This is a genomic window from uncultured Paracoccus sp. (assembly GCF_947496875.1).
In the GTDB taxonomy this organism is placed as follows: Bacteria; Pseudomonadota; Alphaproteobacteria; order Rhodobacterales; family Rhodobacteraceae; genus Paracoccus.
The window spans coordinates 178867-193824 of record NZ_CANMEH010000002.1 but is presented as its reverse complement, the minus strand read 5'-3'; the positions used below and the strand labels follow the sequence as shown (position 1 = coordinate 193824).

Sequence of the window (14958 nt, the reverse complement as noted above, 5' to 3'; positions counted from 1 at the left end):
TCAGCTGTCGTAGTCGATCACGTGGCGCAGCTGCTTTTCGTACTCCAGCGCCTTGCCGGTGCCCAATGCCACGCAGCTCATCGGCTGATCGGCGATCGAGATCGACAACCCGGTCTGCTCGCGCAGCGCCAGGTCCATCTCGCCCAGCATCGCACCGCCACCCGTCAGCATGACACCCCGATCGACGATGTCAGCGGCCAGATCCGGGGGCGTCGCCTCCAGCGCGATCATGACGGCCTCGCAGATCTGCTGGACGGGTTCGGACAGCGCCTCGGCCACCATCGCCTGGGTGATCTCCAGTTCCTTGGGGATACCGTTCAGCAGGTCGCGGCCGCGCACCATCATGCTGGCGCCGCGTCCGTCATCCGGCATCCGTGCGGTTCCGATCGACGTCTTGACCCGTTCGGCCGTCGCCTCACCGATCAGCAGATTGTGGTTGCGCCGCAGGTAATTGACCACCGCATCATCCATGCGATCGCCGCCGATCCGGACCGAGCGGGCGTAGACCACGTCGCCGAGCGACAGCACCGCTACCTCGGTCGTGCCGCCGCCAATGTCCACGACCATGCTGCCGGTCGGTTCGGTGATCGGCATGCCGGCCCCGATCGCGGCGGCGATCGGTTCGGCGATCAGCGCGCTCTTGCGGGCGCCGGCGGACAGGACCGACTGACGAATGGCCCGCTTTTCCACCGGGGTGGCGCCGTGCGGCACACACACGATGACCTTGGGCTTGGAAAACGTGGTGCGCCGGAACACCTTTCGGATGAAGTGCTTGATCATCTCCTCGGCGCTGTCGAAATCGGCGATCACGCCATCCCGCATCGGCCGGATCGCCTCGATGCTGCCGGGGGTCCGGCCCAGCATCAGCTTGGCATCCTCGCCCACCGCGAGAACCTGCTTCTTGCCGTCCTTGACGTGGTAGGCCACCACCGACGGTTCGTTCAGGATGATGCCCTTGCCCTTGACGTAGACCAGCGTGTTTGCCGTGCCCAGGTCGATCGCGATGTCCGTTGCAAACAGACCGCCGAATGCCATCTTTCCGTGTCCCTTTCGCCTTGCGCGTCCTGTCCGGCCCGGTCGCACCCCGGCAGGAAATGTTTGGGCCGGCGAACGCGCGCCCGAGTCGCGGTCGCCGGCCAGTGCTTCCTATACGTCCCACCCGTGAAACAGGAAAGGTTAATCAGCCACCCGGCACACGCGATGATTGTTCGACACCACGAACAGACATCATTGCCGTGGTCGCGGGTCCCGGTCGCTTTTGCCACGATCAAAGGCTGGCCCGACCGCAGCACGGTCGGGCCAAATCTCAGTGCGAATACATGCTCACCGTCTTGCTGTCGCTGTCCGGCGCGGTTTTCTGTCGTCGCACCAGCAGTCGGTTCAGCGCCCCCACATACGCCTTTACACTGGCCAGGATCGTGTCGGTGTCCGCCGCTTGGCCGGTGGCGATCCGCCCATCCTCCTCAAGCCGAACACTGACCGTCGCCTGCGCATCGGTCCCCTCGGTGACAGCGTGCACCTGATAGAGCTGCAGCGTGGCGCTGTGATCGAACAGGGCGTTGACGCAGGCGAATGCGGCGTCGACGGGTCCGTCCCCTTGCCGCTCGACGGTCTTCTCCTCATCGCCCACGCTCATCGTCAGGTTGGCGATCGCCGGCTCGCCGCCCCCGCAGACGACGCGCAGCTTGCGGACCTGCAGGTGGTCGCTGTCCGTGTTGGCGGTGCTGTCCTGCATCAGTGCGACCAGGTCCTCGTCGAACACTTCCTTCTTGCGATCGGCGAGGGTCTTGAAGCGGACGAAGATGTCCTTCAGCTGGTTGTCGCCCAGCTCATAGCCGAGATCCTTCAGCTTGGCGCGCAGCGCCGCGCGGCCGGAATGCTTGCCCATCGCGATGTTGGCTTCGTTCAGGCCGATGTCCGCGGGCTTCATGATCTCGAACGTCTCGACATTCTTCAGCACGCCATCCTGGTGGATGCCCGATTCGTGCAGGAACGCGTTCTTGCCGACGATGGCCTTGTTGAACTGCACGGGAAAACCGGACACCTGGCTGACCCGCCGGGACAGGCCGATGATCTTGGTAGTATCGATCGCGGTCGTGTACGGCATGATGTCGTGGCGCACCTTCAGCGCCATCACGACCTCTTCCAGCGCGGTGTTGCCGGCACGTTCCCCCAGTCCGTTGATGGTGCACTCGATCTGCCGTGCGCCGGCCTCGACCGCGGCCAGGCTGTTGGCGGTCGCCATGCCCAGATCGTTGTGGCAGTGGGTCGCGAACACCACCTTGTCGGCGCCCGGAACGCGGGTCAGCAGCATGCGGATCAGGTCGGCGGATTCGCGCGGCGCGGTGTAGCCGACGGTGTCGGGGATGTTGATCGTGGTTGCCCCCGCCTTGATCGCGATCTCGACGACGCGGCACAGATAGTCGTGTTCCGTGCGGGTGGCGTCCATCGGGGACCACTGCACATCCTCGCACAGGTTGCGGGCGTGGGTGACGGTCTCGTGGATGCGGTCGGCCATCTGGTCCATGTCGAGATTGGGAATGGCGCGGTGCAGCGGCGACGTGCCGATGAAGGTGTGGATGCGGGGCCGCCGGGCGTGCTTCACCGCTTCCCAGGCACGATCGATGTCGGGCAGTTGGGCCCGCGCCAGACCGCAGATGACGGCATTCTGCGCCTGCCTGGCGATTTCGCTGACGGCCGCAAAGTCGCCCTCGGATGCGATCGGAAAACCGGCCTCGATGATGTCCACGCCCATCTCGTCCAGCATCTGGGCGATCTCGAGCTTTTCGGCATGGGACATCGTGGCGCCCGGCGACTGTTCGCCATCGCGCAGGGTCGTGTCAAAGATGAAAACCCGGTTGGTGTCGGTCATGTGCTGCTGCCTTGGTCATGTGTCTGCTTGTCGGGTGTCCGGGCGCTGACCAGCTGAGCGGTGGCCCGGGGACCCGCTCAGCGCAGCGTAAGAAGCAGCAGACCGCGGAGGCTCACGTCCAGCCGCGAACGGGGCTGCGCGATCCTGGTCGTGGCGATGTATCGCATCCGGGTCATGCCGGAACTATAACGTGCAGACACACGATTGAAAGGGGGAACGGCCGAACGGGTGCGCGTGCCCCCCAGTGTCGGCGGCGATCAGCGCGGGAACTCGATCTTGGGGCACATGTTCTGAACGACGGTCTTGCCGGCCGCCTCGGCCTTGGCCGCGGCGTCGGCGTGCTGGACGCCGATCTGCATCCAGACCGTGCGGAGATTCGGCAGAACCTCCAGGGCTTCGTCGACGATGGCCGGAACCGCATCGGACTGCCTGAAGATGTCGATCATGTCGACCTGGTCGGCATTCGGAACCTCGCCCAGGCTGGCATAGACCGTCTCGCCGAGGATTTCCTGACCCGCATGCCCCGGGTTGACGGGAATGATCCGGTGCCCGCGGGACTGAAGGAAGCGCGCGACGCCGTGGCTGGGCCGGTCCGGCTTGGGCGACAGTCCCACAACGGCAATCACCTTTGTTTCTTCAGCGATTCGATCGATCTCTGCGCGCGTGGTCACAGCAAGCTCCTGGGTTGACCTGGGGAACGACTCTGGGCAGCACCCTAATAAAAAGCGCCCGGTTCTGACAGAGCAGACCGGGCGCAAGTCGCGGAACGAGGGACAGTGATCCGAACACGACCGTTCCGTGGTCATGTTCACGATATAAATGCGCCTTGTGCGCCTTTGGTTCCAGTCCCGTAACGGGGTCGTGACAACCGCTCACGCTGCCGTGCAAGGAGAGCGCGGCCGTTCAGCGCGCCGCAGCCCGTGCAGCGGCGAGAACGCCGTCAGGGTCGGCCAGCAGGATGCTGCGATGCCGGACCGAGGATGGCAGGTACATGCGCCCGCCGATCACCACCGCAAGCTCTGGCCGGCCGGGCACACGCGCCCCCTCGGCCAGCGAGGCGGGGCACAGACCCCCGAGTGCAGGCGCAAACCGGCGCGGATTGGCCTCAAACGCGCTGCGGTTCGGTTCGGACGCGAACAGCCACGTCCGCCCTTTCCAGACCGTGCCCAGGTCACTGCGTCCGGCGATAGGGCGACCGCTGCTGAACAGTTCAACGGCGTCCAGCCCGCCGACCGCCCAGTTCTGGGCAACGGACGGCGTGGGCAGGGCGGCCAGCGTCAGTGCCGCGGCAGCAACCCACAGCAGGTGAGGCAGCCGGAGCAAGGGGTGCAACAAGGGGATCATCGCAGCGGGTGTGCCACCAGTGTGCTGCAACCTCAATCGAAACTGCCGTGACGCGCGCGCATGTGAACGTCCGGGGGCGGCCGGTGATCGGCTGCCGTCAGTCAGCCTGACGCGCGGCGAACAGCGCGACCGCCGCCGCGTTGGACACGTTCAGCGATCCGAAATCGGACGCCGACGGGATGCGGACGACGTGATCGCACGTGGCGACGGTCTTGTCCCGCATTCCGGGACCCTCGGCCCCCAGCACGAGGCAGATCGGCGCGCCGGGCAGGGCGCCCAGCAAATCCGGCAAGGTCCGGTCGCCGGTTCCATCCAGACCGACCAGGACGAAGCCGAGCGACCTCAGCCGGTCCAGCGCATCGGACAGGTTCGTCACCCGCAGGTAGGGCTGACGTTCCAGCGCGCCCGATGCCGACTTGGCGAGCGCGCCGGTTTCCGGGGCGCTGTGCCGTGCGGGGGCGACGACCGCCTGCGCGCCGAACACCTCGGCCGAGCGCAGGATGGCCCCTACATTGTGCGGGTCCGTGACCCGGTCCAGCGCCACGACGAGGGGGCGTCCCGGACGAGGCGCAAGCGCCACGTCCTCCAGACGGCCCCAAGCCAGCGGCCGGACCTCCAGCGCCGCGCCCTGGTGGACGCTGTCCGGGGCCAGCGGGACGACCTTTGCAAAGCTGCGCGCATCGACGATCTCGGGGGCGATGGCTGCGGCGGACAGGTCCTCGGCCAGCCGGTCTGCGGCGTTGCGTGTCAGCACCAGCCGCAGCTTTTCACGTGCCGGGTTCGCCAGGGCATCGCGGACGGCGTGCAGGCCGAACAACCACACCGGTTCCGTCATGGCGGTCCGTTTCGCCCGTTCCTTGTCAATGACCCAGGTCGGCTTGCGAGGGGGGTGGCCGTCGCTACCGCTGGTCTCGGCGGACCGGCTGCCTGACGCTCCCGCGCGGCGGCCCCGCGTGTCGGCGGGGCGGGACGGATGTGACGATGAACGTGGCTTATCTTGCATGGCTTCGTTCCTGCGCGTCAGGCGGCCGCGGTGCAAGTCGAAACGGATCATCCGCGGGCCTGTCCCCCTGTCGATCGTCCTGAAACCGCTTGACCGGGTTAAATGGCGGGGCTAATCACCGCCGGCGTCGGGCGACGTGCTGCAAGGTGCGGCAGCGGACTGTAACTCCGCCGGGGAGACCCATGCCTGGTTCGATTCCAGGGTCGCCCACCATCCCGTCCCGCGCGTGACCCAAGTCTCGGCAGGACGCACCCCCGCAGGCGCAGGCCGAGATGACCGACCCTCGCGAGGCTTCCCGAAACTCTGATGTCCCGCACTATCCGCCGGTCCACGGCCACGGTGCGCAAGGGGGCGGTGCAGCCGGACCGGCCATCGGCCCATCGGCTGAGGACGCAGCGACGTTGCGCGCCACACGGAAGGCCCGGAACCGGGCGGACCGCGCGGCACGGCGTGCCGCGAACCGGATCGCCCGGGCAGAGCGCGAGCGCCGGGCCGACCGGACCGAGGCAGGATCGGGGGCTGCTGCGTGTGCTGCCGTCGCGCATACGCGCGGTGAGTTGCGCACGCTGCAGGACCACGCCCGCGCGGATCGCCAGTCCACGCCCGTCTTCAACATCCTCGCAGTGGCGCAGGCGGGCCGGCTGGAGCGCGAGGCCGCGTTGCTGGCCGCCAGCCTGCGCCGGAACGCGCCCGGGTTCCGGGGCCGGCTGATCGTGGCCGAGCCGCAGCCCACCGGCGCGTGGCAGGGGCGGGATGTTCGCCTGACAGCCGCCGGCCGCGCCGCCTTGACGGACTTCGGGGCCGAGATCGTGCCGCTGCATGCGCACGCGTTCGGGCACAGCTATCCGCACGGCAACAAGATTGAGGCACTGGCGCTGCTGCCCGCCGGCGAACCGTTCCTGTTTCTGGACAGCGACACGGTCATCACCGGGCCGATCGGCCGGCTGCCGCTCGGTAGTTGCCCCCCGACCGCATCGATGCGCCGCGAAGGCACATGGCCCGATCCGCCGCTTTACGGCCCGGGTTATAATGCAATCTGGAGCGCGCTGTATGACCGGTTTGGGCTGGACCTCGCCACGTCGCTCGACTTGTCCCAGCCCGAGGACCACTGGGAGCGATATCTCTACTTCAACGCGGGCTGGTTCTGCGGGCCAGATCCGGCGGAGTTCGGGCGGCGCTTCCTGACCTGGGCGACCGACCTGCAGCGTGATCCCGGCGAGGCGCTGGCGGCCCAGGCCCTTGTGCCCTGGCTGGATCAGGTGATCCTGCCCCTGGTCATCCACAGCCTTGGCGGCGGGCGGCCGGGGCCCGAATTTGCCGGCATGGACGGCGCGGTCGCGTGGCACTGGCGAAAGCTGCCCCTGCTCTATGCCGCGGCGCCCGACAGCGCGGTCGAGGTGGTCGAGGCGCTGGCCTGCCTGTCGGCGTTGCAGGCGCTTATGGCGGGCTGGCCCGCCTGGGATCGGCTGGTTGTCGGCGGCGACGGACGGGACCTGATCCGCCCGCGTTCGACCGGTCCCGGTTGCCGTCACGCGAACAGGTCATCCGTCAGAAGCTGAAGGCCGCGTCGCTCTGGCTCGTCTGATCGGTCGTGGCGCCTGCTTGCCGCCGGGCTGATCCATCCTGTAAGCGGACCAGAGCTTGCAAATGGGGACCGCCATGCGACGCGCGACGTTGACCCGTCAGACCGCGGAGACGGATATCACGGTGACGATCGACCTCGATGGGACCGGCCGCTTCGCCAACCGGACAGGGGTCGGATTTTTCGATCACATGCTGGATCAGCTCTCCCGCCACTCGGTGATCGACATGGAGATCGCGGCAACCGGTGACCTGCATATCGACGACCATCACACCGTCGAGGACACCGGGATCGCCCTGGGGCAGGCGCTGGCGCGCGCGCTGGGCGACAAGCGCGGGATCCGCCGCTATGGCAGCTGCCACCTGCCTATGGACGATACGCTGGTGCGGGCGGCGCTGGACCTGTCGGGACGCCCCTATCTGGTGTGGAACCTGCCGTTCGCGGCACCCAAGATCGGCAGCTTCGACACCGAACTGGTGCGCGAGTTCTTCCAGGCCCTGTCGACCCATGGGGGCATCACCCTGCACGTGGACCTGATCCACGGCATCAATGCGCACCACATCGCAGAGGCCGCCTTCAAGGCGGTGGCCCGCGCCTTGCGCGAGGCGGTGGAACAGGACCCCCGCCGCGCCGATGACGTCCCGTCGACAAAAGGTGCGCTGTGATGCGGGTGGTGCTGATCGACTATGACAGCGGCAACCTGCATTCGGCCGAAAAGGCGTTCGCCCGCATGGGCCGCGAGGTGGGCGTCGACCGTGTCGAGGTCACGGCCGATCCGGACGCGGTGCGCCGGGCGGACCGGATCGTGCTGCCGGGCGACGGCGCATTCCCCGCTTGTCGGGCAGCCTTCGATGCCCAGCCCGGCCTGCGAGAGGCGCTGGACGACGCAGTCCTGCGCCGCGCCGTGCCGTTCATGGGGATCTGCGTTGGCATGCAACTGCTCGCCGACCGCGGCTTCGAGCATGGCGAAACGCCGGGGCTCGGCTGGATTGCGGGAGAGATCCGGGCGATCGAGCCGGCAGATCCGGCGCTGAAGGTTCCGCATATGGGCTGGAACGACCTGAAGATCCTGCAGCCCCACCCGGTTCTGTCGGGGATCGCCACGGGGGACCACGCCTATTTCGTTCACGGCTGGCAGTTCATGCCGGCCGACCCGTCAACCCTGCTCGCTACCGTTGACTACGGTGGACCCGTGACCGCCGTGATCGGCCGCGACAACATCGTCGGGACCCAGTTCCACCCTGAAAAATCCCAGCAGGTCGGGCTGCGGATCATCCGCAACTTTCTGGAATGGTCGCCGTAAGGTCACCGATACGGCCGCTGGCCGCGGCCGGGATGAACAGGGCTGGCTGACGCCGCTGGCGCAGCGCGCCCGGCCAGTCGCTGATGCGCTTCAATGCTGCGGCGGGCCGAACCGGTCGATCATCCGTTTGCGGATCTGGTCGCGGGTCATGCGGTATGCTGCCAGCTTGGCATCCCGGCCCTCTGCAAGGCCCGTGGGATCCATGATCGGCCAGTACTCCACCGCAACATGCGACGTGCGCGTCAGTTCCAGCGCGTGACGCTGACTGGCCGGGCTGAGCGCGATGATCAGGTCGAACTGGGCCAGATCATCGCCCCAGTCGCGCATTTCCTCGAAGCTGCGGGTCCGGTGCCGGCCAAGTTCGACGCCAAGCTCGTCGCAGACGGCCACGGCGAACCCGTCGATTTCCATGTCGTTCCGGATTCCGGCGGATTGAACATAGGCCCGCCGCCCATAGAACTGCTTCATCATCCCCTCCGCCATGGGCGAGCGGATGGAATTGTGATCGCAGCAGAACAGGACCGAGCCCGGGAAGCTGTCCGCCATGTCAGTCGGCGAGCAGGGCACAGACAAGGGTGAACAGGCGGCGGGCGGTGTCGATGTCGATCTCGGCCTTGCCGTCCAGCCGTTCCATCAGCGTCCGGGCGCCCTCGTTGTGGATGCCGCGCCGGGCCATGTCGATCGCCTCGATCTGCGCCGTCGGCAGCTTCTTCACCGCGTCGAAGTAGCTTTCGCATATCTGGAAGTAATCCTTTACCGCCTGACGGAAGGGCGACATCGCCAGGTGGAACTCGGCGACAAGCTCGCCCGCCTCGGTCGTCACCTCGAAGACCAGGCGCCGGTCCCGCACCGCCAGCAGCAGCGCATAGGGGCCAGGCGCGGGCGCCACACCGTCGCGGCCGGGCAGGGTAAAGCTGTTATCCTCGAGCAGGTCGAAGATCGCGACCCGCCGCTCCTGCTCCATCTCGGGGGTGGCCGGGGGCAGGGCGCTGTCGTCGATGGCGATGCGGATCAGCCGGGTCATGCGGCGCCCCTGTCGTTGAGTAAGTCCAGCCGGACCGCAACGGATCTGGCGTGCGCCGACAGACCCTCGGCGCTGGCCAGAGTCACGGCGGCGGGCCCGATCGCGGCCAGCGCGGCGGGGTTCAGCCGGGACAGCGTCGTGCGTTTCAGGAAATCCATGACCGACAGCCCGGACGAGAAGCGGGCAGAGCGCGCGGTCGGCAGCACATGGTTCGGGCCGCTGACATAGTCGCCGGCCGCCTCGGGCGTCCAGCTGCCCATGAAGATCGCGCCGGCATGGCGGGTCTGCGCCGCCAGCGCCTCGGGATCGTCGACGCAGAGTTCCAGGTGTTCCGGCGCGATCCGATCGCTGAGCGCAGCGGCCTCGACCAGATCCCGGCACAGGATGATCGCGCCGTGATCGCGCCAGCTTGCGCCGGCAATTTCCGCCCGGGGCAGGGTAGGGATCAGCCGGTCGACGGCCTGCCGCACCGCGGCTGCAAGGTCGGCATCGGGGGTGATCAGGACCGACTGGGCATCGGCATCGTGTTCGGCCTGAGCGAGCAGGTCGAGCGCCAGCCAGTCGGGATTCTGCGCGCCCTGCGCGATGATCAGGACCTCGGACGGGCCCGCGATCATGTCGATCCCCACGCGGCCGAAGACCTGTGCCTTGGCAGCGGCGACATAGGCATTGCCGGGGCCGGTGATCTTGTCCACGGGGGCGATCGTATCGGTGCCATAGGCAAGCGCCGCGATCGCCTGTGCGCCGCCGATGCGATAGACCTCGTCGACCCCGGCGAGCCGACACGCATGCATCACCAGCGGGTTGATCACACCGCCCGGCGTCGGCACGCAGACCACCAGCCGTTCGACCCCGGCCACGCGCGCAGGGATGGCATTCATCAGGACAGACGAAGGATAGCTGGCCTGCCCGCCAGGCACATACAGACCAGCCGCCCGGACCGGCGTCCAGCGCCAGCCCAGTTCCGCGCCGATGCCGTCGGTCCAGCTTTCATCCGTCGGCATCTGGCGCTGATGATAGCTGCGGATCCGTGCCGCGGCGAGATCAAGCGCGTCTGCCTGATCGGCCGGAACCCGTGCGGCGGCAGACGCGATCAGATCATCCGGCAGGCGCAGCTCGTCCGCCGTCAGATCCACTCCGTCAAAGCGATTCGTGAGATCGACCAGCGCCGCATCGCGGCGCTTTCGCACATCGGCGATGATCGTCGCCACCGCGGCGCCGACATCGGCCGCGTCCTCTCGCTTGACCGCCAGCAGCGCAGCGAACTGCTGCTCGAACGCGGCATCGGCGGTGGATAGCGTCGCGGGCATGGCAAGGCCTTTCTGCGGGTCAACCCCTGTTAGCGACTGCCCGCCCGGGCCTCAAGCGGCCGGGTGCCGGCGGCGGAACCGCCAGCGGGTTGAACGAGTTGGTATGCGAATGAACCAACACAGGAGTTCGACATGAACTGGGATGTCATCAAGGGGAAATGGGACCAGCTCAAGGGGTCCGTGAAACAGGAATGGGGCGACCTGACCGACGACGAGTTGACGCAGATCGCCGGTGATCGCGACCGCATGTCCGGCAAGCTGCAGGAACGCTATGGCTGGACCAAGACGGATGCCGACGAGAAGATGAACGACTTCTTCCGTCGTCACATGTGATCAGTCCGAACTGATGAACGATCCAGGGGCGCCCTCCACGGCGCCCCTTTCCATGTCCGGTTGGCCGTTCTTCCTGTTCCAGCGCAGCGACGACACGAACGACAGACCGATCACGAAAGCACCGCCAAGGCCCGTGATCACCTCGGGGATGTGCCACATGCTCTGGGCGAACATGACCACCGATAGGATCAGGATCGACCAGAACGCGCCGTGTTCCAGAAAACGGAACTCGGCAAGCGTGCCGCGTTCGACCAGCATCACCGTCATGGACCGGACATACATCGCACCGATGCCTAGTCCGATGGCGATCAGGAACAGGTTCTGGGTCAGCGCAAAGGCCCCGATCACCCCGTCGAAGCTGAACGAGGCGTCGAGCACCTCCAGATACAGGAACCCGCCCAGTCCCGCTTGACCGGCCGCGTTAGCGCTGCTCTGACCCCAGCGGTCGAGGACGTGACCCAGCGCGTCGACCGCCAGATAGGTGACGATCCCCCACATGGCGGCAAACATGAACCGCGCCTCATCCGGCAGCGGGAGAAGGATGGTGAACAGCAGCACGAAGACCAGCACGAAGCCCACCTCCATGCCGCGGATGCTGCCGACCGAGCGCAGGCGGCGCTCCAGCCCCTCGATCCAGTGGACGTCCTTCGACTGGTCGAAGAAGTAGTTCAGCGCGACGAGCATCAGGAACGACCCGCCGAACGCGGCGATCGGCAGATGGGCGTCGCCGATCAGTTCGGCGTAGCGAACCGGATCGGTTGCGGCGAGTTTCATCGCGGCCCAGGGGCCCACCTGCGCGGCAATGACGACGATCAGCAGCGGAAAGATGATCCGCATGCCGAATACGGCGATGATGATCCCCCAGGTCAGGAATCGCCGCTGCCACACGGGCGACATCGTCCTGAGCTTCTGCGCGTTCACGATCGCATTGTCGAAGGACAGCGAGATTTCCAGGACGGCAAGGACGGCAGCGATCAGGAAGAACGACAGCGTGCCGGCGATGGTGCCGGAAAACTGCCACCCCAGCGCGGCGGACAGGATCAGTCCTGCAACCGTGACGATGAAGGGCCACTTCATGTACTGCAATGTGGTGCGCATGACGGTTCCCTGATCGACTTGATCCGGCCCAGATAGGGGCAGCCCCGACGGGGGGCAAGGGCGCGGGGGTCAGCGCATCCCCGACCTGCCGGGAGTGCAGGTCACGCGTTTGCCCGTGAGATCGTGAGGGGGGCGACGCTCTGGCGAGGCGCTTCATGGGCCTTCTCGGGCGCACATCCCCGTCCGTTCCGATCCGGCCGGCGGCCGGCGTGCGCTCAATGGGCCTTGGCTTCGCTTCCGGTGACCGCGCCGATCAGCGGGCTGACGACACGGGTGGCGACGGGGATCAGCAGCAGTCCCAGAGCCAGCCCGAATACGCCGTCGAAGAACGCGGTGACCGCCCATCCGATGATCCCCGAAAGCGACTCGGGGGCTGCATGGGACGCGCCCTCGGACCAGTGGTGGATCGTGTCGTACGGGGTGGAAAATCCAAGCACGTCGAGGCCGTGCAGCACGATGTTGCCGCCCACCCACAGCATCGCGGCCGTGCCCACGATCGTCAGCGCCTTCATGAACCCCGGCATGATCTTGACGATCCGCTTGCCGGCGGCTTCCAGGAACCCCTCGCGCGTCTTCGCCAGTGACAGACCGTAATCGTCGGCCTTCACGATCAGCGCCACCGAACCGTACACGGCGATGGTTATGCCTATCGCCACCGCCAGCAGGACCAGCGCCTTCATCCACAGGCTCTGTTCCGCGGGGATGGTCGCCAGCGCGATGGTCATGATCTCGGCCGACAGGATGAAGTCGGTCTTGATCGCCCCCTTCACCTTGGACTCTTCCAGATGCGCCTTGTCGCCCCCGTCCACGTCATGCGTCGCGTCCTCGTGCGTCGCGCCGCTGATCGCGTGCCAGACCTTCTCGGCCCCCTCGAAGCACAGATAGCAGCCGCCCAACATCAGCAGCGGCGTGATCAGCCACGGCGCGAACACGCTGAGCAGAAGCGCGACGGGCAGCAGGATGGCGACCTTGTTCACGATCGACCCGCGGGCGATCTTCAGCACGATCGGCAGTTCGCGGCTGGCGTCGAACCCATGGACGTATTTCGGGGTCACGGCGGCGTCGTCGATCACCGCGCCGGCGGCCTTCATTCCCGCCTTGGCCGACATGCCGGCAACGTCGTCCACAGAGGCCGCGGCGACTTTCGCGATCCCCGCGACGTCGTCCAGCAATGCAATCAGTCCGCTCATCCCTGCCCCTTGTGCATCTTCGTGTCATACTGTCCCGCGACTGGCGGAACGCGCAAGAGCCGCATCGGGTTCTCAGCTTGCACGCAGATTGCTTATCCTCCATGACCCGGGAGGATAGGCGAAAGGACGGGATGATGGCCGATCTGGACGAACACGCGAAACCCACCGAAGAGATCGACCTTCGTGATGTCTTCGGCCTGGACAGCGACATGAAGGTCAAGGGCTTTGCCGAGCGCACCGATCGGGTGCCCGATCTGGACACGACGTACAAGTTCGATCCCGACACGACCTTGGCCATTCTCGCGGGCTTCGCCTATAATCGCCGGGTGATGATCCAGGGCTATCACGGCACCGGAAAATCCACGCATATCGAGCAAGTGGCGGCGCGGCTGAACTGGCCCTGCGTGCGGGTGAACCTGGACAGTCACGTCAGCCGGATCGACCTGATCGGCAAGGATGCGATCAAGCTCGTCGGCGGCAAGCAGGTGACGGTGTTCCACGAGGGAATCCTGCCGTGGGCGCTGCGCAACCCGACCGCGATCGTCTTTGACGAATACGACGCCGGACGCGCCGACGTGATGTTCGTGATCCAGCGCGTGCTGGAGGCCGACGGCAAGCTGACCCTGCTGGATCAGAACGAGGTCATCACCCCGAACCCGTATTTCCGGCTGTTCGCCACCGCCAACACCGTGGGCCTGGGCGACACCACCGGCCTGTATCACGGCACCCAGCAGATCAACCAGGGCCAGATGGACCGCTGGTCGCTGGTCGCCACGCTGAACTATCTCAGCCACGATGCCGAAACGGCGATCGTGCTGGCCAAGGTGCCGCAGATGAACACCGACAAGGGTCGCAAGATGGTCGGGCAGATGGTCACCCTGGCCGATCTGACCCGGACGGCGTTCATGCAGGGCGACCTGTCCACCGTCATGTCGCCCCGCACCGTCATCAGCTGGGCGCAGAACAGCCGGATCTTCGACAGCATCGGCTATGCGTTCCGCCTGACGTTCCTGAACAAGTGCGACGAACTGGAACGGCAAACGGTGGCCGAATTCTACCAGCGCCTGTTCGATGAGGAACTGCCGGAAAGCGCCGTTGCCAAGGCAGGCTGACGGTCGCCTTTTCCGTCACTGCGCGGCGTACTCCATCAGCGCCCGATAGAGGTCCGGGGGCAGGTTCTGCGGATCGGTGATGGTCAGGGTGCTGCCGGGCGGCAGGGATGCCGGGCCACCATCGCTTGCCGGCGACGCGGTGCGCTCGCGGGGTTCCGCTGTGCCCCGCGCCGTGTCTGCGTCCAGGCTTTGCAGCGTTCCGGTCAGTGACGGCATCCTGGCGTCCTTCGGGATCGTCGCGCCCGCTCCGGCGTTTGCCTGCTCCTCCAGCGCCCGTTCCTGCGCGGCCGCGATACGGGTGTCGAGTTCTGCCGCCGACTGCTGTTGCAGCTGTTTCAGCTGCGCGTTCACCTGCGCCTGTACCTGCGTCTGCATCGTTGCGGTTGCCTGCGCCAGCTGCGCCCTAATTGCATCCACGCCGTGCAGAAAGCCGTCATTATAGGCCTGCCTGACGTCCTTCGCGCAGCCCGGCCCGGCATTCAGCACTGGCTGCGGCGCGGGCGCGGGGCTCCCCGTCTCTGCCAGAGCGGCGGCCCCGCCGTGTAGCACGAATGCAAGGCACGCAGCTGCCAGCAGGCGAGTCGGGCGAGCGAAATGCGCAGTCATCGGCGTCTCCTTCTTGGTGCTGCTGCCTCAACGTCGCGGGACGCCCGACCGGTTCCGCCGCGACCTCTCGACACGGCGCCCGACATGTCGGACAAGGGTTCATGCCGCCGCGATCTCCAGCGGCCGTCCTGTCGCTTGTCGGGCTTGGACCAACGCCCGCACCGCCGCCCCTGACATCCCC

16 protein-coding genes and 1 tRNA gene are annotated in these 14958 nt (G+C 66.8%); 6 read left to right on the top strand and 11 right to left on the bottom strand.

Features of this window, described 5'->3' with window-relative positions; genetic code table 11:
- The 5 genes from Q0938_RS03165 to rlmB form a co-directional block, all read right to left on the bottom strand.
- The gene (locus Q0938_RS03165; RefSeq protein ID WP_299359047.1) at window positions 1-1035 is read right to left on the bottom strand and encodes a rod shape-determining protein; all 1035 of its coding nucleotides are present in this window, start codon (window positions 1033-1035) and stop codon (window positions 1-3) included.
- A 271-nt stretch (window positions 1036-1306) separates the two neighbouring features.
- A complete protein-coding gene (locus tag Q0938_RS03160; protein ID WP_299359045.1) occupies window positions 1307-2872 on the bottom strand; it encodes a 2-isopropylmalate synthase in 1566 nt (521 codons plus the stop codon).
- A gap of 257 nt (window positions 2873-3129) precedes the next feature.
- Entirely contained in the window at window positions 3130-3543 is a 414-nt protein-coding gene (locus tag Q0938_RS03155) for a CoA-binding protein (RefSeq protein ID WP_299359043.1), read from the bottom strand.
- Window positions 3544-3775: 232 nt separating this feature from the next.
- Window positions 3776-4204: a YHS domain-containing (seleno)protein gene (locus tag Q0938_RS03150; RefSeq protein ID WP_299359041.1), complete on the bottom strand. Its 429-nt coding sequence runs from the start codon at window positions 4202-4204 to the stop codon at window positions 3776-3778.
- Between the two features lie 109 nt (window positions 4205-4313).
- Complete coding sequence (gene rlmB, locus Q0938_RS03145) at window positions 4314-5051, bottom strand: 23S rRNA (guanosine(2251)-2'-O)-methyltransferase RlmB (protein WP_299359039.1); 738 nt, start codon at window positions 5049-5051, stop codon at window positions 4314-4316.
- A gap of 297 nt (window positions 5052-5348) precedes the next feature.
- Here rlmB and Q0938_RS03140 point away from each other — a divergent pair.
- From Q0938_RS03140 to hisH, 4 genes are all read left to right on the top strand, one after another.
- Window positions 5349-5432 (top strand) — tRNA-Tyr (locus Q0938_RS03140).
- 188 nt (window positions 5433-5620) lie between these two features.
- Window positions 5621-6778, top strand: a complete 1158-nt coding sequence (locus Q0938_RS03135) for a hypothetical protein (protein WP_366942728.1) — start codon at window positions 5621-5623, stop codon at window positions 6776-6778.
- Between the two features lie 100 nt (window positions 6779-6878).
- Window positions 6879-7466 (top strand): imidazoleglycerol-phosphate dehydratase HisB, encoded by a 588-nt coding sequence (gene hisB / locus Q0938_RS03130; protein ID WP_299359037.1) that lies wholly within the window; start codon window positions 6879-6881, stop codon window positions 7464-7466.
- Window positions 7466-8104, top strand: a complete 639-nt coding sequence (gene hisH, locus Q0938_RS03125) for an imidazole glycerol phosphate synthase subunit HisH (protein WP_299359035.1) — start codon at window positions 7466-7468, stop codon at window positions 8102-8104. Before hisB ends, hisH begins: the two co-directional genes overlap by 1 nt.
- A gap of 90 nt (window positions 8105-8194) precedes the next feature.
- Here hisH and Q0938_RS03120 read toward each other — a convergent pair whose 3' ends face one another.
- The 3 genes from Q0938_RS03120 to hisD are packed head-to-tail and all read right to left on the bottom strand — an operon-like array spanning window position 8195 to window position 10438.
- On the bottom strand, window positions 8195-8650 hold the full coding sequence (locus Q0938_RS03120) for a low molecular weight phosphatase family protein (protein ID WP_299359032.1): 456 nt from the start codon (window positions 8648-8650) through the stop codon (window positions 8195-8197).
- Between the two features lies 1 nt (window position 8651).
- A complete protein-coding gene (locus Q0938_RS03115) occupies window positions 8652-9128 on the bottom strand; it encodes a UPF0262 family protein (protein WP_299359030.1) in 477 nt (158 codons plus the stop codon).
- Window positions 9125-10438: a histidinol dehydrogenase gene (gene hisD, locus Q0938_RS03110; protein ID WP_299359029.1), complete on the bottom strand. Its 1314-nt coding sequence runs from the start codon at window positions 10436-10438 to the stop codon at window positions 9125-9127. Before hisD ends, Q0938_RS03115 begins: the two co-directional genes overlap by 4 nt.
- A 132-nt stretch (window positions 10439-10570) precedes the next feature.
- Between hisD and Q0938_RS03105 the strand changes: the two genes are divergently transcribed.
- Entirely contained in the window at window positions 10571-10771 is a 201-nt protein-coding gene (locus tag Q0938_RS03105) for a CsbD family protein (protein WP_299359027.1), read from the top strand.
- Here the strand turns inward: Q0938_RS03105 and Q0938_RS03100 are convergent, their stop codons facing one another.
- Both Q0938_RS03100 and Q0938_RS03095 read right to left on the bottom strand, forming a co-directional pair.
- Window positions 10772-11869 carry a DUF475 domain-containing protein gene (locus Q0938_RS03100; protein ID WP_299359025.1) on the bottom strand — a complete coding sequence of 366 codons (1098 nt, stop codon included), beginning with the start codon at window positions 11867-11869 and terminating at the stop codon, window positions 10772-10774.
- A gap of 215 nt (window positions 11870-12084) precedes the next feature.
- On the bottom strand, window positions 12085-13059 hold the full coding sequence (locus Q0938_RS03095) for a DUF808 domain-containing protein (RefSeq protein WP_299359023.1): 975 nt from the start codon (window positions 13057-13059) through the stop codon (window positions 12085-12087).
- Between the two features lie 134 nt (window positions 13060-13193).
- Between Q0938_RS03095 and cobS the strand changes: the two genes are divergently transcribed.
- Entirely contained in the window at window positions 13194-14171 is a 978-nt protein-coding gene (gene cobS, locus Q0938_RS03090; RefSeq protein ID WP_299359021.1) for a cobaltochelatase subunit CobS, read from the top strand.
- A 15-nt stretch (window positions 14172-14186) separates the two neighbouring features.
- Here the strand turns inward: cobS and Q0938_RS03085 are convergent, their stop codons facing one another.
- Window positions 14187-14777: a hypothetical protein gene (locus Q0938_RS03085; RefSeq protein ID WP_299359019.1), complete on the bottom strand. Its 591-nt coding sequence runs from the start codon at window positions 14775-14777 to the stop codon at window positions 14187-14189.
- Window positions 14778-14958: the final 181 nt, after the last annotated feature.

Coding starts and splice junctions, on each gene's coding strand:
- Q0938_RS03085 (WP_299359019.1), bottom strand. CDS start 14,777: ATGACTGCGCATTTCGCTCGCCCGACTCGCCTGCTGGCAGCTGCGTGC.
- hisB (WP_299359037.1), top strand. CDS start 6,879: ATGCGACGCGCGACGTTGACCCGTCAGACCGCGGAGACGGATATCACG.
- Q0938_RS03095 (WP_299359023.1), bottom strand. CDS start 13,059: ATGAGCGGACTGATTGCATTGCTGGACGACGTCGCGGGGATCGCGAAA.
- Q0938_RS03165 (WP_299359047.1), bottom strand. CDS start 1,035: ATGGCATTCGGCGGTCTGTTTGCAACGGACATCGCGATCGACCTGGGC.
- hisD (WP_299359029.1), bottom strand. CDS start 10,438: ATGCCCGCGACGCTATCCACCGCCGATGCCGCGTTCGAGCAGCAGTTC.
- Q0938_RS03120 (WP_299359032.1), bottom strand. CDS start 8,650: ATGGCGGACAGCTTCCCGGGCTCGGTCCTGTTCTGCTGCGATCACAAT.
- Q0938_RS03105 (WP_299359027.1), top strand. CDS start 10,571: ATGAACTGGGATGTCATCAAGGGGAAATGGGACCAGCTCAAGGGGTCC.
- hisH (WP_299359035.1), top strand. CDS start 7,466: ATGCGGGTGGTGCTGATCGACTATGACAGCGGCAACCTGCATTCGGCC.
- Q0938_RS03115 (WP_299359030.1), bottom strand. CDS start 9,128: ATGACCCGGCTGATCCGCATCGCCATCGACGACAGCGCCCTGCCCCCG.
- rlmB (WP_299359039.1), bottom strand. CDS start 5,051: ATGACGGAACCGGTGTGGTTGTTCGGCCTGCACGCCGTCCGCGATGCC.
- cobS (WP_299359021.1), top strand. CDS start 13,194: ATGGCCGATCTGGACGAACACGCGAAACCCACCGAAGAGATCGACCTT.
- Q0938_RS03160 (WP_299359045.1), bottom strand. CDS start 2,872: ATGACCGACACCAACCGGGTTTTCATCTTTGACACGACCCTGCGCGAT.
- Q0938_RS03100 (WP_299359025.1), bottom strand. CDS start 11,869: ATGCGCACCACATTGCAGTACATGAAGTGGCCCTTCATCGTCACGGTT.